Origin of the sequence: Delftia sp. GW456-R20, assembly GCF_001622915.1 — a bacterium.
Taxonomy (GTDB): domain Bacteria; phylum Pseudomonadota; class Gammaproteobacteria; order Burkholderiales; family Burkholderiaceae_C; genus Comamonas; species Comamonas acidovorans.
The window spans coordinates 322253-342853 of record NZ_LWCN01000004.1 but is presented as its reverse complement, the minus strand read 5'-3'; the positions used below and the strand labels follow the sequence as shown (position 1 = coordinate 342853).

The 20601-nt window shown below is 62.8% G+C and carries 17 protein-coding genes; 14 read left to right on the top strand and 3 right to left on the bottom strand.

The genetic code is table 11. The features are described 5' to 3' along the window. Nucleotide 1: 1 nt before the first annotated feature. The 10 genes from A4F85_RS07155 to A4F85_RS07115 all read left to right on the top strand — a co-directional run bounded on the left by A4F85_RS07155 (nucleotide 2) and on the right by A4F85_RS07115 (nucleotide 12494). Nucleotides 2-1021: a TRAP transporter substrate-binding protein gene (locus A4F85_RS07155; RefSeq protein WP_012205590.1), complete on the top strand. Its 1020-nt coding sequence runs from the start codon at nucleotides 2-4 to the stop codon at nucleotides 1019-1021. A gap of 110 nt (nucleotides 1022-1131) precedes the next feature. Beyond that, nucleotides 1132-2958, top strand: coding sequence for a phosphogluconate dehydratase (edd, locus tag A4F85_RS07150; RefSeq protein WP_063326158.1), 1827 nt, complete (start codon nucleotides 1132-1134; stop codon nucleotides 2956-2958). Continuing rightward, nucleotides 2943-3581 (top strand): bifunctional 4-hydroxy-2-oxoglutarate aldolase/2-dehydro-3-deoxy-phosphogluconate aldolase, encoded by a 639-nt coding sequence (gene eda, locus A4F85_RS07145; protein WP_063326157.1) that lies wholly within the window; start codon nucleotides 2943-2945, stop codon nucleotides 3579-3581. Before edd ends, eda begins: the two co-directional genes overlap by 16 nt. Nucleotides 3582-3945: 364 nt before the next feature. Further along, nucleotides 3946-4284: a hypothetical protein gene (locus A4F85_RS29430; RefSeq protein WP_231890483.1), complete on the top strand. Its 339-nt coding sequence runs from the start codon at nucleotides 3946-3948 to the stop codon at nucleotides 4282-4284. A gap of 147 nt (nucleotides 4285-4431) precedes the next feature. Continuing rightward, nucleotides 4432-6066: a methyl-accepting chemotaxis protein gene (locus A4F85_RS07140; RefSeq protein WP_013802431.1), complete on the top strand. Its 1635-nt coding sequence runs from the start codon at nucleotides 4432-4434 to the stop codon at nucleotides 6064-6066. Nucleotides 6067-6176: 110 nt separating this feature from the next. Continuing rightward, complete coding sequence (locus A4F85_RS07135) at nucleotides 6177-8474, top strand: bifunctional diguanylate cyclase/phosphodiesterase (protein ID WP_063326156.1); 2298 nt, start codon at nucleotides 6177-6179, stop codon at nucleotides 8472-8474. A gap of 70 nt (nucleotides 8475-8544) precedes the next feature. Continuing rightward, nucleotides 8545-9444 (top strand): LysR family transcriptional regulator, encoded by a 900-nt coding sequence (locus A4F85_RS07130; protein WP_034393537.1) that lies wholly within the window; start codon nucleotides 8545-8547, stop codon nucleotides 9442-9444. Between the two features lie 108 nt (nucleotides 9445-9552). Beyond that, nucleotides 9553-10536, top strand: a complete 984-nt coding sequence (locus A4F85_RS07125) for a Bug family tripartite tricarboxylate transporter substrate binding protein (RefSeq protein WP_063326155.1) — start codon at nucleotides 9553-9555, stop codon at nucleotides 10534-10536. 9 nt (nucleotides 10537-10545) lie between these two features. Next, nucleotides 10546-11733: a CaiB/BaiF CoA transferase family protein gene (locus tag A4F85_RS07120; RefSeq protein ID WP_063326154.1), complete on the top strand. Its 1188-nt coding sequence runs from the start codon at nucleotides 10546-10548 to the stop codon at nucleotides 11731-11733. Beyond that, nucleotides 11730-12494 (top strand): enoyl-CoA hydratase, encoded by a 765-nt coding sequence (locus tag A4F85_RS07115; RefSeq protein ID WP_063326153.1) that lies wholly within the window; start codon nucleotides 11730-11732, stop codon nucleotides 12492-12494. Before A4F85_RS07120 ends, A4F85_RS07115 begins: the two co-directional genes overlap by 4 nt. 42 nt (nucleotides 12495-12536) lie before the next feature. Here A4F85_RS07115 and A4F85_RS07110 read toward each other — a convergent pair whose 3' ends face one another. Next, the gene (locus A4F85_RS07110; RefSeq protein WP_197485465.1) at nucleotides 12537-13997 is read right to left on the bottom strand and encodes an energy transducer TonB; all 1461 of its coding nucleotides are present in this window, start codon (nucleotides 13995-13997) and stop codon (nucleotides 12537-12539) included. Then, on the bottom strand, nucleotides 13984-15702 hold the full coding sequence (locus tag A4F85_RS07105; RefSeq protein ID WP_063326151.1) for an Hsp70 family protein: 1719 nt from the start codon (nucleotides 15700-15702) through the stop codon (nucleotides 13984-13986). Before A4F85_RS07105 ends, A4F85_RS07110 begins: the two co-directional genes overlap by 14 nt. A 299-nt stretch (nucleotides 15703-16001) precedes the next feature. On the opposite strand from A4F85_RS07105, the gene A4F85_RS07100 reads away from it, so the two are divergent. The 3 genes from A4F85_RS07100 (at nucleotide 16002) to A4F85_RS07090 (ending at nucleotide 18229) form a co-directional block, all read left to right on the top strand. Beyond that, nucleotides 16002-16829 carry a lectin gene (locus A4F85_RS07100; RefSeq protein WP_063326150.1) on the top strand — a complete coding sequence of 276 codons (828 nt, stop codon included), beginning with the start codon at nucleotides 16002-16004 and terminating at the stop codon, nucleotides 16827-16829. A 9-nt stretch (nucleotides 16830-16838) separates the two neighbouring features. Beyond that, nucleotides 16839-17681 (top strand): YdcF family protein, encoded by an 843-nt coding sequence (locus A4F85_RS07095; protein ID WP_063326149.1) that lies wholly within the window; start codon nucleotides 16839-16841, stop codon nucleotides 17679-17681. 77 nt (nucleotides 17682-17758) lie between these two features. Further along, nucleotides 17759-18229, top strand: coding sequence for a VOC family protein (locus A4F85_RS07090; protein ID WP_026062485.1), 471 nt, complete (start codon nucleotides 17759-17761; stop codon nucleotides 18227-18229). Nucleotides 18230-18236: 7 nt separating this feature from the next. Here the strand turns inward: A4F85_RS07090 and A4F85_RS07085 are convergent, their stop codons facing one another. Then, nucleotides 18237-20216 carry a UvrD-helicase domain-containing protein gene (locus A4F85_RS07085; RefSeq protein WP_063326148.1) on the bottom strand — a complete coding sequence of 660 codons (1980 nt, stop codon included), beginning with the start codon at nucleotides 20214-20216 and terminating at the stop codon, nucleotides 18237-18239. A 48-nt stretch (nucleotides 20217-20264) separates the two neighbouring features. On the opposite strand from A4F85_RS07085, the gene A4F85_RS30440 reads away from it, so the two are divergent. Further along, nucleotides 20265-20591 carry a hypothetical protein gene (locus A4F85_RS30440; protein WP_156516981.1) on the top strand — a complete coding sequence of 109 codons (327 nt, stop codon included), beginning with the start codon at nucleotides 20265-20267 and terminating at the stop codon, nucleotides 20589-20591. Nucleotides 20592-20601 lie beyond the last annotated feature (10 nt).

Sequence of the window (20601 nt, the reverse complement as noted above, 5' to 3'; positions counted from 1 at the left end):
CATGCGTATTCCCTTTGCACTCGCCGGCCTGATGGCCGCCGTCACCACGCTGGCCGCCACGGGCCAGGCCATGGCCCAGGACTTCAAGCCGCGCATCGTGCGCTTCGGCTATGGCCTGGTCGATGAGTCCAACCAGGGCCGCGCGGCGCGCTTCTTTGCCAAGGAGGTCGAGAAGGCCACGGGCGGCAAGATGAAGGTGCGTGCCATCGGCAATGCCTCGCTGGGCTCGGACACGCAGATGCAGCAGGCGCTGATCGGCGGCGCCCAGGAGATGATGGTCGGCTCCACCGCCACCCTGGTGGGCCTGTCGCCCGAGATGGCCGTCTGGGACACGCCCTTCCTGTTCAGCAATGTCAAGGAAGCCGACGCCGTGCTGGACGGCCCCGTGGGCGAGAAGGTCAAGGCCACGCTGGAGCCCAAGGGCATGGTGGGCCTGGTCTATTGGGAAAACGGTTTCCGCAACCTCACCAACAACAAGCGCCCCATCGCCAAGATGGAAGACCTGGCCGACGTGAAGCTGCGCGTGATGCAGAACAACGTCTTCCTGGACAGTTTCAAGGCCCTGGGCGCCAATGCCGTGCCGCTGCCGTTCTCCGAGCTGTTCACGGCGCTGGAGACCCGTGCCGTCGATGGTCAGGAAAACCCCTTCAACACCGTGCTGTCCAGCAAGTTCTATGAAGTGCAGAAGTACCTCACGGTGTCCAACCACGTCTACAGCCCCTGGATCGTCACCGTCAGCAAGAAGTGGTGGGACACGCTGAGCCCGGCCGAGAAGAAGGTGCTGCAGGATGCCGCCGTCAAGAGCCGCGAGTTCGAACGCAAGGACACGCGCGAGGAAGCCGCCAAGGCCCTGGCCGACATCAAGGCCAAGGGCATGCAGGTCAACGAACTGCCTGCCGCAGAAGCCAGCCGCATGCGCGACAAGCTCGCGGCGGTGAATGCCGGCATTGCCAAGACCGTGGGCCAGGGCACATGGGACGAGGTGCAGGCCGCCGTCAAGCAGGCGCGCGCAGTGAAGTAAGCTTCGGAACAGGGCCGGACGCACCTGGGAGGGATGCCCCGGCCGACATTTCCCATAAAGACAACGCGACAGAGAGAAAACGCGCACCAGCGCATCCGCAGGAACCCCGCATGAGCACCATCCACCCCATCGTCGAGCAGGTCACGCGCCGCATCCGCGAGCGCAGTGCCCAATCACGCGCCGCCTACCTGGAGCAGGTGGACGCCATGGCCGCGCGCCCGCCCGGCGCCCAGTCCATGGGCTGCGCCAATGTGGCCCATGCCTTTGCGGGCATTCCAGGCGGCGACCGCATACGCATCGTGGAAGAGAAGGCGCCCAACGTCGCCATCGTCACCGCATACAACGACGTGCTCTCGGCCCATGCGCCGCTGGCACGCTATCCCGACATCCTCAAGGACGAGGCGCGCAAGCTCGGCGCCACGGCGCAGGTCGCCGGCGGCGTGCCGGCCATGTGCGACGGCGTGACCCAGGGCGCGCCCGGCATGGAACTGAGCCTGTTCAGCCGGGATGCCATTGCCATGGGCACGGCCATCGCGCTGTCGCACGACGTGTTCGACGCCGCGCTGATGCTGGGCATTTGCGACAAGATTGTGCCGGGCCTGCTGATCGGGGCCCTGCATTTCGGCCATCTGCCCACGGTGTTCGTGCCGGCAGGCCCCATGACCTCGGGCCTGTCCAATGGCGACAAGGCCAAGGTGCGCGAGCAGGCCGCGCAGGGCCTGGTGGGCCGCAAGGAGCTGCTGGCCGCCGAAACGGCTGCCTACCACGGCGAAGGCACCTGCACCTTCTACGGCACGGCCAACAGCAACCAGATGCTGCTGGAGGCCATGGGCCTGCACGTGCCGGGCACGGCCTTCATCAACCCGGCCGACGGCGAACGCGAACTGCTCACGCGCGAGGCCATGCGCAGCGTGCTGGCCATCACCAAGAACCGCCGCTTCGCACCCATTGGCCATGTGGTGGACGAGCGCTGCATCGTCAACGCCATGGTCGCCCTGCTGGCCACGGGCGGATCGACCAACCACCTGATCCATTGGGTGGCCGTGGCGCGTGCGGCAGGCATCGTCATCGACTGGAATGATTTTTCGGAACTCTCGGGCGTGGTGCCGCTGCTGGCCCGCGTCTATCCCAACGGCAGCGCCGATGTGAACCAGTTCCAGGCCGCAGGCGGGCCGGGCTACGTGATCGGCCAGCTGCTGAAGGCCGGCCTCATGCATGGCGATGTGCTCACCGTGCGGCCCGAGGGCCTGCAGGAATTTGCGCGCATTCCCGCCGTGGAAGACGGCCATCTCGTCTGGCACGAGGCCGAAGTCTCCGGCGACCTGTCCGTGCTGCGCCCGGCCGATGCGCCTTTCAGCGCCACGGGCGGGCTCAAGCTGCTGTCCGGCAACCTGGGGCGCAGCGTGATCAAGGTCAGCGCCGTGCCCGAGGACCGCCATGTGGTCGAGGCGCCTGCGCGCGTCTTCGACTCGCAGGATGCACTGCAGCAGGCCTTCAAGGCCGGCGAGCTGGACCGCGATGTCATCTGCGTGGTGCGCTGGCAGGGTCCGCGCGCCAACGGTATGCCCGAGCTGCACAAGCTCACCCCACCGCTGGCCGTGCTGCAGGGCAAGGGCTACAAGGTGGCCCTGGTCACGGACGGCCGCATGAGCGGCGCCTCGGGCAAGGTGCCCGCCGCCATCCATGTCTCGCCCGAGGCCTGCGTGGGCGGACCGCTGGCGCGCCTGCAAGACGGCGACCTGGTACGCCTGGACGCCGTGGCTGGCACCCTGGCCGTGCTGGTCGACGACACCGAATGGCAGCAGCGGCCCCTGGCCACCATGCCGCAGGCACTGCGCCAGGCCAACGGCCGGGGTTTTGGCCGCGAACTGTTTGCCGGATTCCGGCGCCACGCGCTCAGCGCAGAAGAGGGAGCTTGCACATGGATCAACGACTGACGGCACTGGCCATCATGCAGGACGCGCCGGTCATCCCGGTCATCGTCCTGAACAACGTCGCACATGCCGTGCCCATGGCCCAGGCCCTGGTCGCGGGCGGCATCCGCGTACTGGAAGTCACGCTGCGCACGCCCGAGGGCCTGGCCAGCATCGAAGCCATTGCGCGTGCCGTGCCCGAGGCCATCGTGGGCGCCGGCACCGTGCGCAGCGCCGCCGATGCCCGTGCCGCCGCCAGCGCCGGTGCGCGCTTTGCCGTGAGCCCCGGCTACACCAGCGCACTGGGCCAGGCCTGCCAGGCCCTGCAGCTGCCGCTGCTGCCCGGCGTGGCTACCAGCGGCGAAATCATGGCGGCCCAGGACGACGGCTTCAACGAGCTGAAATTCTTCCCCGCCGTACAGGCGGGCGGCTCGGCCATGCTCAAGGCCTGGCAAGGCCCGTTCGGCGACGCGCGGTTCTGCCCCACGGGCGGCGTGTCTGCGGACAATGCGGCGCAATTCCTGGCGCTGTCCAACGTGGTCTGCGTGGGTGGCTCCTGGCTGGTGCCTGCCGATGCGCTGGAGCAGGGTGACTGGCAGCGGATCACCGCACTGGCCGGCGCAGCCAAAAACCTGCGCAGCGCCTGAGTCGCCATTGCCCCGGAACCAGCGGCCCCCAAGGGGCCGCTTTTGTTTGTCTGGGCCATCAATGGATGGGAACTTGAATCCATTGAAAATTATGCGTATTGCGACAATGTTTGCGCAAAATGCAAAGTCAAGATGCGAGGAAATGAGGGATTGATTTCATAACACAACGTTACAATCATTGCTTATCCTTCAAACAGCCTTTTGACAAGACGATATCAATAGACTGTCTTGAAACATTCGCATATGCACAAGAATAATTGCCGCCTGAAGCTTCCGCCGCAATCATTCTTTACCGACCAAGAAAAATGCAATTGCCGTTGCAGGGCCTGAAAATAAAAATTGGCACTGGCGCCTCGCGGCGCCAGTGCCAATTTTTATTGGTCGAGCATCGAGCATCGAGCATCGAGCATCGAGCATCGAGCATCGAGCATCGAGCATCGAGCATCGAGCATCGAGCATCGAGCATCGAGCATCGAGCATCGAGCATCGAGCATCGAGCATCGAGCATCGAGCATCGAGCATCGAGCATCGAGCATCGAGCATCGAGCATCGAGCATCGAGCATCGAGCATCGAGCATCGAGCATCGAGCATCGAGCATCGAGCATCGAGCATCGAGCATCGAGCATCGAGCATCGAGCATCGAGCATCGAGCATCGAGCATCGAGCATCGAGCATCGAGCATCGAGCATCGAGCAATTATAACATCAATATATCATTTTCGAGAATAATCCACGTCTTTTTTAGAAGATGTGGATTATTCTTTTTCAAGTTCCCGATTTTCTACGGCCGAATAATCCTGGTGTCAGGGTAAATATTTCATCGTTGAAAATTATTCATTCGGCAATCAAGATGTTGAGCTTCAAAAAATCAAAAGTGATCACCAAACTGACCATGGGCTTTCTTGTGGTCTCATGCATTGGTGCATTCATCGGTATCAATGGAATACTGAAGGCAGGGGAAATCAATGATCTCGCAACGCAGATGTACGAGAAGGAACTGCTGGGCCTGTCACAAATATCCGAGGCCAATGTCCAGCTGATCGCGGCGGGCCGGGCCATCAGAAATGCCGTGCTTGCAAACGATGATGAAAGCAGAAACCGGCACACAGACGCCGTGCTGCAAAGGCTGCAACTGCTGAAAGAGGCACTGAACAACAGCAAGAGGCTTTTTGCCGAGGGCGATGGCAAGGAAAAGCTCAAGTCCATTGATGAAACCCTCGTCATCTATGAAAAGGGTCTGCTGCAGACGATTGAAAGAATCAAGTCAGAGCATCTTTCGGAATCCAGGGAATCGATTGATCTGATCAACAGATTCCGGGTGGAGTCCGACAAGATCGACAGCCTGATGACGGAAGTTGTCAATATCAAGAAGAAGAATGCCAGCTGGCTCAACGACGAGACCGACAGGATCTACGAAAAGATCCGGCTCATGCTCACCCTCCTGACCATCTCCGGCGTGATTGTGGGGGTGGCCATTGGCGTGATCATCACAATCTCCATCACACGCCAGCTGGGCGGAGAGCCGGCAGATGTGGCGCACATTGCCGAAAACATCTCAAGAGGGGACCTGACCTCCCGGATCGACCTGTCCAGGGCACGCCCTGGCAGTGTGATCACGGCCATGCAGGAAATGCAGGTATCGCTGCAACGCGTCGTGGGCACCGTGCGCAGCAGCAGCGACAGCATTGCCACAGGCGCCACGCAGATTGATGCAGGCAATGCCAACCTGTCGAGCCGAACGGAAGAGCAGGCCAGCAATCTTGAAGAGACTGCCGCCTCCATGGAGGAACTGGCCAGCACGGTGAAAAGCAATTCCGATGCGGCCATCACCGCCACCATGCTCGCCCAGTCAGCGCGCGATGCCGCAGCGCACGGCGGGGGCATGGCCCGGCAGATGGTGGACGTGATGAATGAAATAAACACGTCCTCCAAGAAAATCGAGGACATCATCAACGTCATTGATTCAATCGCTTTTCAAACCAATATTCTTGCGTTGAATGCTGCTGTCGAAGCAGCCCGCGCCGGAGAGCAGGGCCGTGGTTTTGCGGTGGTTGCCGCCGAAGTTCGCAGCCTTGCAGTGAAAAGTGCAGAGGCCGCAAAAGAGATCAAGTCTCTCATCGAGGACAGTGTTTCCAAGGTAGGCAATGGCCACCAGCTTGCCCAGGCTGCGGGCAGCAGCATTGAAGATATCGTCACCCAGGTACAGAAGGTATCCAGCATGATCGAAGAGATCAGTGGCGCCACCAGGGAGCAAAGCCAGGGTATCGATCAGATCAATGATGCGATCATCCAGCTGGACCAGGTCACCCAGCAAAATGCCGCTCTGGTGGAAGAGTCGGCAGCGGCGGCCGGAAGTCTCAGCCAGCAGGCGCAGGCCCTGGTTTCGGCAGTTTCCATTTTCAAGCTGGACCCCGCGGAAAAGGAGGCCCCAGTCTTGAGGAAAATCCCCTCATCCATGAGACCGCTGAGTCTTTCCGCGTCCTGACGGAAATTCAGACCAGCGCGTCACAGCCAACGGGAAGCATTTCTCCTGGCAGGCTTGCCTGCCAGGAGAACGGTGCCTGTTCGCTGGCATTTTGACCAGATGAGCGTTGAATGATGCATGCAGAGAGAAGACCTCCTAGCTGGCAACCCAGGCGCTGGTATGCCTGTATTTTCATCGTATGTTTGGTGATCATTGGCGTTGCGGGCGTTTCTCTGATCTCCAGCTACGAGACATCGCTGCATGAAGAGAAGTCGAATCTCCTGCATGCGCTGTCTGCCTCTGCCGCTGAAACCAACAAAATCATTCTTGCCACCTCTTTGGCGGTAGAGAGAACAGAACAACTTTTGCTGGCACCGGGCCGCCAAGGCGAAATCACGGCAGACCCTGATGCCAGCACCGATATCCGCAATGCCTTGATCCAGGAGGTGGCGGCGCTGCCCGGGGTCATCAGCATGAGCGTGCTTGATCGACATGGGAAATGGTCCATTTCCTCACGTTTCAGCAAGCTGCCGCTGTCTCCCGACAACCCCGAGCGCCCCATCTGGAATGCAGCGCTGCAGACAAAGCCTGGCGGCTTCTTCTTGCTGGATTCAAGCAAATCGCCGGTCTTCGATATACCGTCCCTGGTGCTGGGGCGTCCGGTACGTGACTCCAGTGGGGCGCTGACTGGCATTGTGGTGGCCTTCATTGCCGAGGATTCCATTCGCCAGGCATTCGGTTCACTGCTGCTGGATGGCCATCAGGTCATGGTCAGCCTGCCAAACGGCAAAGATCTGGTCAGAATTCCTCCGGAGCATCCGCACATTCTGGACGGGATGGATTCGGAGCTTGCAAAAATGATGGCTGCAGGCGAGGGCACATTGGACGCTGACGATGGCTTTGGACACGGCTGGATCGTCGCCATGCACCAATCCAGCCAAGGCGGCATGGATCTCGCCTATGCCACGCTGGCCGCCAAGGCAAAGCTCGCGGCTCCATGGTGGAGGTTTGGCAAAACCATCATGGCATGGGCGGCCATCAGCCTGGCTTCATTTTTATTGCTGGCGCAATTGTGGATGCGTGAGCGCAGAAGATCCTATTTCGAGGCGATGGATCTGGTACAGGTGCATTCACGGCTGAGGCACCATCTTTTCCATGACCCTGCTTCCGAATTGCTCAATTCAACCGGATTTGAGCAACTTCTGAACAGAACGCAGGCACAGCGGCGTCCTGTTGCTATCCATGTCATCGGTATCGAGCATTTGCAAGTGCTGGCAGATACGCTGGTTCCTGGAATGGACAACCCGCTGATCTCGCAACTGGCAAAACAATTGCGCTCCTGTATTGGAAAGAATGACGTCGCCGCCCGCCTTGCCATCGAGGAGTTCTGTGTCGCCCAATATGAAGGGGACCCCGATTCCATGGCGGAAACACTCTCCATCCGACTGGGTGAAAAGCGCTACATGCTGGGTGAGCGCAGCATTTTGCTGTCTGTCTGCGTAGGGACGGCGGTCCGCAAGAACACCGAGGACTGGAATCAGCTGCTGCGCGACGGGCGCGCGGCAATGGAGCGGGCGCGATCCCAGGGACGGGGGCGATTCGTGAAATTCGAGCCTTCCGCCGATGGCCCCATGCAGGAGCAACTGCTGCTGGAGCAGGATTTCCGGTCCGCCATCGGAACAAGCCAGTTGTTCATGGCGTACCAGCCGATCTGCCATGTGGCCACGGGAAAAATATCGGGGTTCGAGTCGCTGATGCGCTGGAACAGCCCGGCCAGAGGGTCTGTCCCGCCAGGCGTCTTCATTCCCATGGCAGAGCGGCGCGGCCTGCTGCTTCCCATCGACCAAATGGTGGAGCGCTCCCCGCTGCTGGTTGCCAACGGATGGCCGTCCGATATCTCGGTGTCCATCAACTGCCCAGCCTTTGAATTTCTCGATCCAGGCATGGCGGTGCAATTGAAGGAACATCTGGACCGCGCCGGCCTGAACCCCGAGCGCTGCTACATCGAGGTGACGGAATCGGCCCTGCTTCAAGATGATGAGCAGGTGCTGTCCGTCATGCGGCAAGTGAAGGCACTGGGCGTGAATCTCGCCATCGATGACTTCGGCTCCGGCCATGCCAGTCTTTCCTACCTGCACCGCTTTCCCTTCAACCTGATCAAGATCGATCGCAGCTTCATACAGGCCATGGACAAGGACGCCGGGGCTGCCGCGATTGTCGAGGCAACGCTGGCACTGAGCCGCAGATTGTGCCTTGAAGTCGTCGCGGAAGGCGTGGAAACCACGGAGCAGTTTCTGCACCTGCAGCAGCTCGGGTGCACGTACGTCCAGGGATTCCTGATCGCCCGCCCGATGAACGAGGAGCATGTCCTGCCGTTCCTGGAGAGCTTCAGGCTCAGCGACGTGCTGGAGTGTCCCGCGCACGCCTGAGCACGGTTGCTGCACTGGGGCACAATCGCGCCCTCAGCAGACGCCGCCTGCGCAAGAGGGCCTTGCCGCCATGATGAAGATCGACTCCACCACCGTGCAGCTTGTGCTTGCGATTGCCGAGGAGGGCAGCATTTCGCGCGCGGCCGACAGGCTGCAACTGGCGGTGGCGGCGGCCTCGCGGCGGCTCAGTGACCTGGAGCAGCAACTGGGCGCCAGGCTGTTCAAGCGGCAGCCCCATGGAGTGCGCGCCACCGAGCCTGGCCTCAAGCTGCTGGCCCATATCCGCCAGATAGGCAACCTGGTGGAGCGGCTGGAGGCCGACGCCCAGGCCCTGGGCCGCGGGCGCGACGGCCGCATCATCATCGGCGCCCCCAAATCCGCCATCCTGCAGTTCCTGGCCGCCGACATCGCCGTCACCCAGCGCCGCTATCCCCACATCACGCTGCAGGTGATGGAGGAGAACAGCCGCATCGTCCAGCAACTGCTGCGCGACAAGGTCATCGACATCGGCATCTTCGAGAAGACCAGCGGCTTCGTGGATCTGCCACGCTCCGACTACCGCAAGGACAGCCTGGTACTGGTCTACAGCCGCAGGCATTTCAGCTTTGCCGTCGAGCCGGTGGTACTGGACCAGTTGCTGGACTGCCCCATCGTCAGCCTGGGCCGGGGCTCGGCCATCCTGGCCGCTTTGCGACGCGCCCACCGCAGCCGGGGCAGGGTGTTTCGCAACGATTTCGCCGTCAGCGGCTTCGACACCATGCTGGCCCTGGTGCGCGAAGGATTGGGCGTGGGGCTGATGCCACCCGGTGTGCTGCGCAGCTTCCACCCTGAGCCCGACCTGGGTTGGGCCACCCTGGAAGGCGACTGGCATGAGCGCAGCTACGTGCTGTCCTTCATCGAAGGCCAGGCCCAGGAACAGGCGCTGCGCAACGTCGTCGCCGCCCTGCTGCAGGGCGAACGCGCGATCTGACCCTTCTGGTTTCGCAGATTGCGAAACCAGGCATGCGGCACATAGGCTTGCCGCGATATCGGCGCCCGGCGACAGTGACTGCACAACAACGATGTGCAGGAGACAGACATGAAACGCCGCGACTTCATCGCGGCCGGCGCCACCGCGCTGGCCGCACCCTGGGCAGGGGCCGCGCCCCCGGCCTCCGACCTGCCCAAGGGGCCAGTCAAGATCCTGGTGGGCTGGGCGCCGGGCGGCGGCACCGACGTGTTCGCGCGCATCGTGGGCCAGAAGCTGTCCGAGATCTGGGGCCGGCCCGTGATCGTGGAGAACAAGCCCGGCGCCACGGGCTCGCTGGCGGCCGAGTACTTTGCCAAGACCCGCTTCACAGAAGGCATCAACCTGCTGATGGCCCATGTGAACACGCACGCCATCTCGCCGCAGATCTTCAAATCCATCACCTATGACCCGCTCAAGGACTACGCGCCCATCGCCCTGATCGGCGCAACGCCCCACATCCTGGTGACCAGCAGCAGGAACGGCCATGCCTCGGTGCAGGAAGTGGTGGAACTGTGCCGCAAAAGCCCCGGCAAGGTCAGCTTCGGCTCTTCGGGCACAGGTTCGGTGCAGCACCTTGCGGCCGAGATGTTCAACATGGCGGCAGGTGTCAAGAGCATCCACGTTCCCTACAAAGGGTCCGGCCCCATGCAGACCGACCTGATCGGAGGACAGATCGACTTCAGCTTCGACACCATGACGGCCGCCACTGCCCAGGTCCGCGCAGGAAAAATGCTGGGCATCGCCCAGACCCGCGTGAACCGTGCCAAGGGATTCCCGGCCATGCCCACCATGGACGAGCAGGGCTTCAAGGGCTTTGACGCATCGAGCTGGTACGGCGTCGTCGGCCCGCGCGACATGTCCAGGGAACTGGCCCAGCGCATCAATGCCGACATCAACCGCGTGCTGGCCATGCCCGACGTGGTCAGCCGCTTCGACGGATACGGCGTGGAGGACGGTGGCGGCTCCGTTGACAAGTTCGCGGCCTTCATGGTTGCCGAATACAAGAAGTGGGGCGACGTGGTGCGCGCTGCAAAAATCACCGAAGAAAGCTGAGGACCCGGCATGAGCAATCCCCAATCCAACCCGCTGCAACTGCCCCTGCAAGGCATCCGCGTGCTCGACGTCAGCCAGGTCATGGCCGGCCCATTTGCCTGCATGCTGCTGGCCGACCTGGGCGCCGATGTCATCAAGGTCGAGCCTCCGGGCACCGGCGACCAGACGCGGGGCGCCATGGGCTTCAAGATGAAGGGCCCGGACAGCATGGGCTTTCTGAACATGAACCGCAACAAGCGGTCGCTGACGCTGGACCTCAAGAGCGAGGAGGGGCGTGAGGCCTTCTACCAGCTGGCCACGACAGCCGATGTCATCGTCGAGAACTACCGGCCAGGCGTGGTCCAGCGCCTGAAGATCGACTATGAAAGCATTCGCCGCATCAATCCGCGCATCGTCTATGTCAGCATCTCGGGCTTCGGCCAGAGCGGCCCCTGGGCCCAGCGGCCGGGGTTCGACCTCATGGCCCAGGCCATGTCGGGCGTGATGAGCGTCACCGGCTACAAGGGAGAGAAACCCGTCAAGGCCGGCGTGCCCGTGGCCGACATCGGTTGCGCACTGTTCGCCACCTACGGACTGCTGGCCGCCTACATCGGCGCGCAGAAGACAGGGCAGGGCCAGCACATAGACGCCTCGCTGTTCGACTCGGCCATGGCTTTCTCGATCTGGGACATGTCCGAATACTGGGGCACCGGCGTGCCGCCCGCGCCGCTGGGCACCAGCAACAAGATGAGCGCCCCCTACCAGGCCGTGAAGGCGCGCGACGGCTATTTCGTCATGGGCGCCACCAACCAGAAGCTCTGGGCCAGGCTGTGCGCGCTGATCAAACGCGCGGACCTGGTCGAACATCCGGACTACGCCACCGTGGCGCTGCGCCTCAAGCACCGGGAGGCATTGATAGAGGCACTGGAAGCGGAATTTGCCCACCACGACAGCGCCGACTGGGTGGACCGCATGCTGGAGGCAGGCATTCCCGCAGGCCCGCTGCTCACCTATCCGCAGGCCTTCGAGGGTGAACACGGCCAGCACCGCGGCATGTGCATGGAGATCGACCATCCCATCGAAGGCAAGGTCAAGAACATCGGCTTTCCCGTCAAGATGCTCGGCACGCCCCAGCAGGTGCGCCGCCATCCGCCGCTGCTGGGCGAGCACAACGCAGAAATCATGGCCGAGCTCCAGGCACTGAAGGCCGCCGCATGAGCACGGCCCTGCATGAATCCGTGGCGCTGACCGTTCACGCCGGGGGCGCGGCCGAGATCCTCATCGACCGCCCCGAACGCCACAACGCCATGAGCATGCCCATGTATGAGGCATTGCTCACGGCCCTGGAGCGCTGCCAGGCCGACCCAGCCGTCCGCTGCGTGATGCTGCGCGGCGCGGGCGGCAAATCCTTCATCTCGGGCACGGACATCGCCTACTTCAAGGACTTCCATGACGGCCAGCAAGGCATTGCGTACGAAGCATTCGTGGAGCGCGTGATCGACGCCGTGGAGCGCATCGCCGTGCCCACCATCGCCGTCATCGACGGCTGGGCCGTCGGCGGCGGCCTGGCCCTGGCCACGGCCTGCGACTTTCGCATCTGCAGCTCCGGCTCGCGCTTCGGTGCGCCGATTGCCAAGACGCTGTCCAACACGCTGTCATCACGCAACATCGCACGCCTGGTGGCCAGCCTGGGCGTGCCACGCGTCAAGCGCATGCTGCTGCTGGCGGACTACCTGTCAGCCGGGCAGGCCGAGGCCTGCGGGTTCGTGCATTCGGTGGTGCCGGCAGATCAATTGCAAGCCCAGGCTCAGGCGCTGGCCGAGCAGCTCATGGCCTTGTCGGCAACCACCCAGTCAGCGGTCAAGGAAAGCCTGAGGCGCATCATCGTGGAGCAGCGGCTGAATGATGAGGATCTGGTGTCGGTGGTTTATGGGAGTGGGGAGTTTCGGGCGGGGGTGGCGCGGTTTACAGGAGCTTGATCGAAGCAGGCACGCATTCCCTCCGCAGGCCCGTAACACGTTCTAGTTGCCGAGCTCAAATTTGATAGGAATCTTGATGACGCTGGGGACCGACGCGCCTGAGCTGTCTTTCGCCGGAATGAAGGAAGCCTTCAACACGGCGGCCATCGCTGCTTCGTCCAGGATGGCGTGGCTTGAGCTTTGGTCTATTTCTGCACGACGAATCTTGCCGTCAGGTTCAATTCGCGCCTTGATCACGACCCTGCCCTCTTGTCGCAGGCGCTTGGCCTGCTCCGGATAAGCCAGGCGCGGAGCCTGCAGATGCCGAGGAAGCTCGGCCGCAGGCGGCAGTTTGAGGGAGTCATCGTCCAGGGGAAGGGGGACAGGCGCCGCGCTGGAAGCAGGCAAGTCCTTGACGATTCTGGTAAAGCTGGAGGCAGTGCCGTCAGTTGCAGCCGCAGGCGGTGCGAACGACTGAGTGGTCAAGGGAGGGCTGTGCCTCGGCACGGATGGCCCAGATGAGTTCACGAGCGCGGAGATCTTCCCAAGTGTTGACAGGACAAGCACGAGAAGAAAAATCCAGCCAAACCAGAAATTTCCACCTTTTCTCTCGCTCGTACTGGACGAGGCGCTGGGAGCCAATCGTTGACGCCATCGCGGTATCTGATCTGCCCACTCAAGCCAGCGCTTCGCATTGCGTGTGTCGGTGATGATGTGCAGCCAGTGAGGGTAGTGTTGGACGACATCCCGCAACGTGGCCCTGTGCTTCAAGAGCGTCGATGTCGGCGGCTTGCTGCTTTCGCGCAGACCCTGGATCAATTCCTTTTGCGCTATCCGTACGTGCTTTGGTCTGGTGTCGAAGAACTCCAGTTCGCCAATGGCGGATGCCACGACGGCCCCGGCATGGCCAAATGCTGCAAGGCGGCCACGGTCTTGCTTCCAGCCAAAGCAATCTATCGCAGGGCCGAACAGGAACTCCTTGCGGGGTTGCCAGCCCTCAGCCAGGAGGGCTGCCATGCCCCATTCAAAGAAGTGGCGCGCATCCATGTCGATCAGGCGCTGGTCCTTCAGAACCTCGTTCAGCCAGATGCTGGCAGCAGTACGGTCTTGGGGCCACCCGGCTGCCAGCTTTTTGCGCAGGTCTGCCAGTAGTGCGTGCGCTATCTGCCGGGCATGGTCGATGGTGCGGGCGGAATATGCAGGGTCTGCCTTGCAGGAAGGCGTATTCCCCGTATCGATATGCGCGTCGGACGAGTTCCGCGAGTGCGGTGCGTCTTCCTTGCTGTCTGAACTTGAGGGTGGCATTGCCGTTTCAGGACGGTGCTGGGCGTGCCAGGCAAGCGCGGCCTGATAGGACTCCCGCAATGCCTGAAAACCTTCAAGGTCTGTTTCCTGGTCAATTTCCTTGAGTGCGCGGGCATAGGCACGACGAATCGCGCGCTCGTCAGCGTCGAGATCCAGACCCAGCCGAGCAAGAAAGGGAAGAGGCATGTGCGTCGCTGTCGGCGGATCAGGTTGCATCATCAGCCAGCACCGCTGCACTGCGCTCCAGATGGGAGAGCTGTTCATCCAAGAGGACACGTGCCTTGGTTGCCACACGGGAGTCCTGGGTTGCCAGGCTGGCTTCGAACTGAAGAATCTGCTCACTCAGCCACTGCCTGGCATTGCCGCGCATCTGTGCATAGACGCGCTCGGCCCGCGCCAGCGTGGTGCGGTTTTCGATGGTGTCGCGAGGATGGATCTTCAACGCATCCATCGCAGCCAGGCGTTCAACGATGTCCTCTTCCGACAGCACGCCGGGATTTCCTTCGATGAGCAGGCTGAATGTCCTGTTCGTCTTGAGTACTTTGGCTTCAACCTGCAGCAATCCATTGACGTCGTAGGTGAAGCGCACATCCACGCAAGAATCTTCGAGAGCCAATCCAGGCAATTCAATGCGCAAATCGCCAAGATGAATGTTGTCGCGGACCATGCGGGACTCCCCTTGGTAAACCTCGAGGTCGATGAACGACTGGTACGGGGAAGTCGGCACATAGTTGTTGACCCTGCTGACAGGCACGGTAGTGTTGCGCTCGATGACAGGGTCGAAGTGCCCCTGGATCGAGGAGCCATCCGGCATGCGTTTGCTGACTGCCACCCCCAACGAGTAGGGACAGACATCCGTCATCACAACTTCCCTGAGCGCAGCATCCTTGGCTTTGAGCCCTGCCTGCACCGCGGCACCCAGTGCCACGACTTCATCAGGATTGAAATCGATCGCAGGAAACCGGCCAAACATCGTTGTTGCAAGGCGCCTCACCACCGGCATGCGGGTGGCCCCTCCGGCGAGCACGATGTTGTCGAGCATGGCGCTTCGAAGGTTGGCATCGCGCAGCGTTCTCTCGACCGGCATGCGCAGCCGCTGAAGCAAGCTTCTGCAGGTTTGCTCCAAAAGTGCTTCATCCAGCGGCATCTCCAGGATTCGGCCCTCGTGCTCCAGACGGATGGAGGTGCTCGGCTGGTCGCTCAGCGCCCTCTTGGCACGCTCGGCCTCAGCCTGGAGCCGCTGCATGAAGCGTCGATCCTTCAGTAGGTCCCCGGACAGCGCCTGACGCTCAATGAAGAGATCGACCAGAGCTTGCAGGAAGTCCTCTCCTCCCAGAAAGTTGTCTCCGGCTGATGCGCGCACCTCCATTACGCCATCGAACATCTCCAGGATGGAGACATCGAATGTCCCGCCGCCAAGGTCGAAGACCAGGAAGCGGGTTTCAGCGTCCTGTTGGTGCAGGCCATAAGCCATGGCGGCGGCAGTGGGTTCATTGAGCAACCGCTCGACGCGCAGGCCTGCAAGCTGTCCAGCCGCTCGCGTGGCCTTGCGCTGCGCATCCGAAAAATAGGCCGGTACGGTGATTACGGCCTCCTCGATGGTCTGTCCCAGGAATGCCTCGGCGTCGGCCTTGAGTGCCCGCAGCACCAGTGACGACAGCTCCTCCGGGCGAAACTGTCGATTCCCCAAATGCACCCCCTTGTTGCTGCCCATGAAACGCTTGAAATTTGCGGCAGTGCGTTCCGGATGGGTCTGCAGACGTTCCCGCGCCGCACGGCCTACCAGCACGCTTCCATCATCATCCAGACTGACGCAGGAGGGCGTCATGAAATCGCCCAGGGCATTGGGAATCAGAACTGCTTTCCCATCCTGCCATGCTGCAGCCAAGCTATTGGTACTGCCCAGGTCAATCCCGATGATCATGAATTGGCTCCTTGTATGTCGAACTCGTCATCATATGTATGGTTTTGTTACCCGCAGCGAATCCGAGACAGGATGCTTGCACAAGCCATGTGCGGCCTGCCCTCCGTCTCCTTTTTTTGCCTCCGGATCATTGAACGCCTGCCATGAGTGGCCCGTGCGGTGTGGTTTCGCCCTGTTCCTACAAAATGCTTGGCTAAACTCCATGGCTTGTCGAGGGAAGCCGGGTTCATGCTGGGCTCGCAGTCGAGTGCCGTGCGCAATGCGGCCGCCCCTCAGATCAACGCAGCCCGAGAAATCCCATGCAAATCAAGAAATGCATTTCCGTCCTGCTGGCCAGCAGCTTCATCCTGCCGGTTCTGCCTGCGCATGCAGGCGAAGAGACGGTGCAGCTCATGTCCAATGGCCGCTACCAGACCTACAGCCTGCCCGACGACGCGCAGCAGGTGCAACTGGTCGAGACCTTGGCTGGCAACTGCAGCTACAACCAAAACTGGGGCTACGACCTGGGCCGCCGGGAGATGTGGGTCAAGGACGGCTGCGGCGGGCGTTTCCGCATCCTGACCGGCCTGCCCCAGGGCGCGCAGGGCCAGGAAGGCGGGAGCGACAACACGGGCGCATGGATCGCCGGTGCCGCCGTGGCAGCCATTGCCGGCGCCGCCATTTTGGCGAACAAGCGCGACAAGGACCGCGAGCGTGACCGCGACGACCAGTGGAACGATGACCGCTATCCGGGCCAGCAGCCCGGCTATCCCTCGTGGGGCGGGCGAGAGGTGCGGGGCCAGAACGGCCTGTGCCTGGATATATCCGGAGGTCTTCGCCCAGGCAATGGGCTCATCGTCTACCACTGCAGCGGCGGTGAGAACCAGCGTTTCACGTTGACGCGTGATGGCGAGATGCGCGTGGGCGACCTGTGCCTGGACGTGGCCGATGGCAACACCCGCAATGGTGCACGGGTGATTGCCTGGCAATGCCGCAACCAGCCCAACCAGAAATGGGACTGGAGCCGTGGCCAGATCCGTAGCCGCTTTGCCAACAAGTGCCTGGACATCGAAGGCGGCAATGCCCGGCCCGGCCAGCCCGTGATCGTGTGGTCCTGCGCCGGTGGCCCCAACCAGCGCTGGAACTGAGGGCGCTTGTTGCACAAGCTCTCTCCCGCGCCCGGGCCAGTGCCCGGACGCAACGCCGTCGCGGGCTTCCGGCGGCTGGGGCCCTTGCAGTGGCTGGGCCTGATAACTGGCGCCGTACTGCTGGGCGATGCCGTGGTGCTGATGGCGCGAGGCATGTTCAATCTGGGCGTGACGCTGCCAGCGGTGCTGGGCCTGCTGTTCATGGCCTGCAGCTTCTGGCGCTCGGCCATTGCGCGCAGGCTGCGCGCCAGTGCATGGCTGCGGCGCGCCTGGTGGCTGGGCTGGGCGGCGTTGGCGATTTGGCTGGTCAGCCTGCTGGTGTTCTGGGCGCACCTGCTGTCCGCCTCGTCCGGGTTGCCACCGGACCAGCCGGTGCAGGCCATCGTGGTGCTGGGCAGTGCCACGCGTGACGGTCAGCCGTCGCTCACGCTGGCCCAGCGGCTGGATCGCGCTGCCGAGCTGGCCGCCCGCCAGCCCAAGGCGCTGGTGCTCACCAGCGGCGGGGTGGACTTTGGGGAAAGCGAGAGCGAAGGCGCCATCATGGCGCGCTATCTGCAGCAGCGCCACGGCCTGCCGCCCGAGCGCCTGCTGATGGAGGAACGCAGCACCAGCACGGCGCTGAACCTGGTCTGGAGCCTGCCCCTGCTGCAGGCGCGCGGGGTGGAGCCGCAGGCGGCAATCGCCATCGTCACCAGCGACTTCCACACCCTGCGCGCCGGCTGGATAGCCGAGCGCAGCGGCTACGGCCAGGCCTTCACCGTGGGTGCGCCCACGCCCGTGACCATCCGCGCCAACGCCTGGCTGCGCGAGTACTTTGCGGTGATCAGCGGATGGGTGCTGGGGGAGTTCTAAGCTGCCTGTGCGATGGGCTGCGGCCTTGCGGATTGGCTCCACAATGTGATTCTTCATAAATCAACAGGAGTGAGACAGTGGCAAGCGAACAGCGTCCTTTTCGGGTTCTGGGCATACAGCAGGTGGCCATCGGCGGCACCGACAAGCAGCGCATGAAGCGCCTGTGGGTTGACATGCTGGGCCTGACCCAGACCGGCACATTCCAGAGCGAGCGCGAGAACGTGGACGAAGACATCCTGGCCATGGGCCAGGGCGCGCACAAGGTCGAGGTGGACATCATGCAGCCGCTGGACATCGACAGGAAGCCCGCCGTCCACACCACGCCGCTGAACCATATCGGCCTGTGGATCGACGACCTGCCGCTGGCCGTGCAGTGGCTGACGGAGCAGGGCGTGCGCTTTGCGCCCGGCGGCATCCGCAAGGGCGCGGCCGGGTACGACATCTGCTTTCTGCACCCCAAGAGCAATGACGAGTTTCCGATCGCTGGCGAGGGCGTGCTGATCGAGCTGGTGCAGGCGCCGGCCGAGGTGATCGCCGCCCTGGGCTGAGACGCCTTCAGGCGAAAGGCTGGACGCGCCGCTCGGCATGCTCCAGCAGCCACAGCCTTTTTCGGGCGCGCGTCATGGCCACGTACAGGCGGTTGCGCTCCAGAAAGGCCAGCGCGTGCGGGGCCGAGGCCGGAAAGCGGCCAGGCTCCATGAAGGGCAGGGCGACATGCTCGTATTCCTTGCCCTTGGCTTCCTCGATGGTGCTCAGATGAAAGTCGAAGCCGCGCTCGGCCCGCACGGTTCGTTCGAAGCGCGTAGCCATGGCGGCCACCTGGGCCAGCATGTCGGGCACGGCCATGCCCGCCACCGAATCCATGAAGGCCTTCACGCGCTGACGCATGGCCGCCGCCTGGGCCTGCGACAGGGCCACGCCCGCAAAAAGGCCCCAGACATCGGCCTGCTCCAGCAGGCTGCGTGCGTCTGACTGAAGCGCCAGGGGCAGTTGCAAGAAGCTGCCAAAGGCCTGGAAGTTGCGTTGCCCACCCTGCAGGCTGGACTGGTTGCCCAGAAATCGCCAGATGATCTGCGGGTTGTGCAGCATCTCGCCCGCCATGCGCTGGGCCAGCGTATGGCGGCTTGACGGATCGGCCATGTCGGCACCATCCACGCTGCCCTTGCCGTAGAAAAGCGCACCTTCCACAAAGGCCGCCAGGATCTCGCTGCCCAGCACGCTGACCTCGGCCTTCCATGACAGCGCCTGCATGCCATGTGCGTAGCAAAGGCCCAGCAGCAGGGCAATCTCGCGCTGCAGGTAAAAGCGCTTGAAGCCGTAGAAGCTGGCGGACTTGCCGGCGCGGTGGATGGCCCATTCCAGCGCGCAGGCATCTTGCTCATGGCGCAGGATCACGGTCAGCGAGGGATTGCGCGCGCCGGGCGACGGGGGCTCACCCGGCGCCGCCGTTGGCGTGCCGCGCGCCAGACCGGCCTGGATCTGCAGCAACTGGTCAATGCACTGGCTGTCATCGGTGTGCTGCAGTTGCTGCACGGTGCTGAAGCGCGTGGGCGCCGCAGTCAGGCCAACGTTGAACAGCGCATTGACCGCCTTGGCGATCTGCGGGCCAAAGCGCCGCGACTGGGTCAGCGCCAGCGTGGCCGTGGCCTGGGGCAGAAAGTCATCGAGCTGGTGGAGCTTGTCGCGGAACACGGACCAGGCCTGCGCCTCGATGTGCTGGTTGAAGTCGCCTGCGCCCAGAAAGGCGCAGCCGCTGGTTCCGACCAGGGCGCGCAGCAGTTGCAGCGAGGCCGGGTCCAGGTCATGCATCTCGTCGAACACCACCAGGTCGTAGCGCGGCAGGTCCAGCGCCTGGCCCTGCAGGACGTCGCTGGCCAGTGCATGGCTGCAGTCGCCTTCGGCGTAGTACAGCGGGTCGCCGCAGTGGTCGATGCGGCGGCGCTCGTACTCGAAGAACAGGCCGGCCATGCGGTAGTCGAGCAAATACTCCTCGCAGAAACTGGCCAGTCCCATGCCTTCCTCGGCCAGGCGCTGGGGCAGCAACGACTTCTTGGCGCTGAGGTTGAAGTCCCAGAAGGCGTCCAGATCCAGATCGCCGGGCTGCTCGAACAAAGGGTCGGGCTGCCAGGCCAGCCGATCGCACAGCGCGGCATGTGCCTCGCGCACACGGGCCTGCAGTGCCACGCGGTCGGCCAGAAAGCGGGCAGCAGGGTCGCGGCGGCGGATCTGCTGGGCCGCCCAGCGCTCCACCGTGGTGATCTGTACCTGGGGCGGCACTTCGCGCACCAGTTGCTTGAGCCGGTGATGAAAGGCCGCCACGCCGGAGCGCGAATAGGCCAGCACCAGGATGCGCTGGGCCTGGCCGCTGCGGCAGGCCTGAACCACCTTGCAGGCCAGCGTGGTCGTCTTGCCTACGCCCGCCAGCGCCGCCACGATGGCCGAACGTCCCTCATGCGCCAGGATGGCCTGCTGCTCGCGCGACAGCAGCAGCGGTTGGCCGTGATCAGTGGGAAATTCCAGGGAGCGCAGGGACATCGGAGCGAATCGGGGGAAAGTGGTGGAAAGCGGGTGGAAGCACGGGCCGTGGCAATGAAAACCGCCGTGGCGACGACGGCGGGCACCCATTGTGGTCGTTTTGGAGAGGCATCTGGCAGGTATTGGGAATCAAGGCCTGCGCCCGCTTGCACATCTTTTTCGGCCTGCCTCGGACAATTGAGCGATGTTGGCCGCCAATGGCTGCGCGCTTGCAGCATGAAGCATGCAGGCAGAAAAACTTCTGCCAAAACGCAGCAAACGGCGCTCAAAAATAAGCGAAGTTCGCTCTTTTTGCAGCCCCTGAAAATGCGGCAACTATTTTTGGCAGGGAGCCGGCTTTTTCATTCCCAGACGGTTTTTTGCTCATCAGAATGAAAAAAGCAGA

Coding starts and splice junctions, on each gene's coding strand:
- A4F85_RS07155 (WP_012205590.1), top strand. CDS start 2: ATGCGTATTCCCTTTGCACTCGCCGGCCTGATGGCCGCCGTCACCACG.
- edd (WP_063326158.1), top strand. CDS start 1,132: ATGAGCACCATCCACCCCATCGTCGAGCAGGTCACGCGCCGCATCCGC.
- eda (WP_063326157.1), top strand. CDS start 2,943: ATGGATCAACGACTGACGGCACTGGCCATCATGCAGGACGCGCCGGTC.
- A4F85_RS07140 (WP_013802431.1), top strand. CDS start 4,432: ATGTTGAGCTTCAAAAAATCAAAAGTGATCACCAAACTGACCATGGGC.
- A4F85_RS07135 (WP_063326156.1), top strand. CDS start 6,177: ATGATGCATGCAGAGAGAAGACCTCCTAGCTGGCAACCCAGGCGCTGG.
- A4F85_RS07130 (WP_034393537.1), top strand. CDS start 8,545: ATGATGAAGATCGACTCCACCACCGTGCAGCTTGTGCTTGCGATTGCC.
- A4F85_RS07125 (WP_063326155.1), top strand. CDS start 9,553: ATGAAACGCCGCGACTTCATCGCGGCCGGCGCCACCGCGCTGGCCGCA.
- A4F85_RS07120 (WP_063326154.1), top strand. CDS start 10,546: ATGAGCAATCCCCAATCCAACCCGCTGCAACTGCCCCTGCAAGGCATC.
- A4F85_RS07115 (WP_063326153.1), top strand. CDS start 11,730: ATGAGCACGGCCCTGCATGAATCCGTGGCGCTGACCGTTCACGCCGGG.
- A4F85_RS07110 (WP_197485465.1), bottom strand. CDS start 13,997: ATGATGCAACCTGATCCGCCGACAGCGACGCACATGCCTCTTCCCTTT.
- A4F85_RS07105 (WP_063326151.1), bottom strand. CDS start 15,702: ATGATCATCGGGATTGACCTGGGCAGTACCAATAGCTTGGCTGCAGCA.
- A4F85_RS07100 (WP_063326150.1), top strand. CDS start 16,002: ATGCAAATCAAGAAATGCATTTCCGTCCTGCTGGCCAGCAGCTTCATC.
- A4F85_RS07085 (WP_063326148.1), bottom strand. CDS start 20,216: ATGTCCCTGCGCTCCCTGGAATTTCCCACTGATCACGGCCAACCGCTG.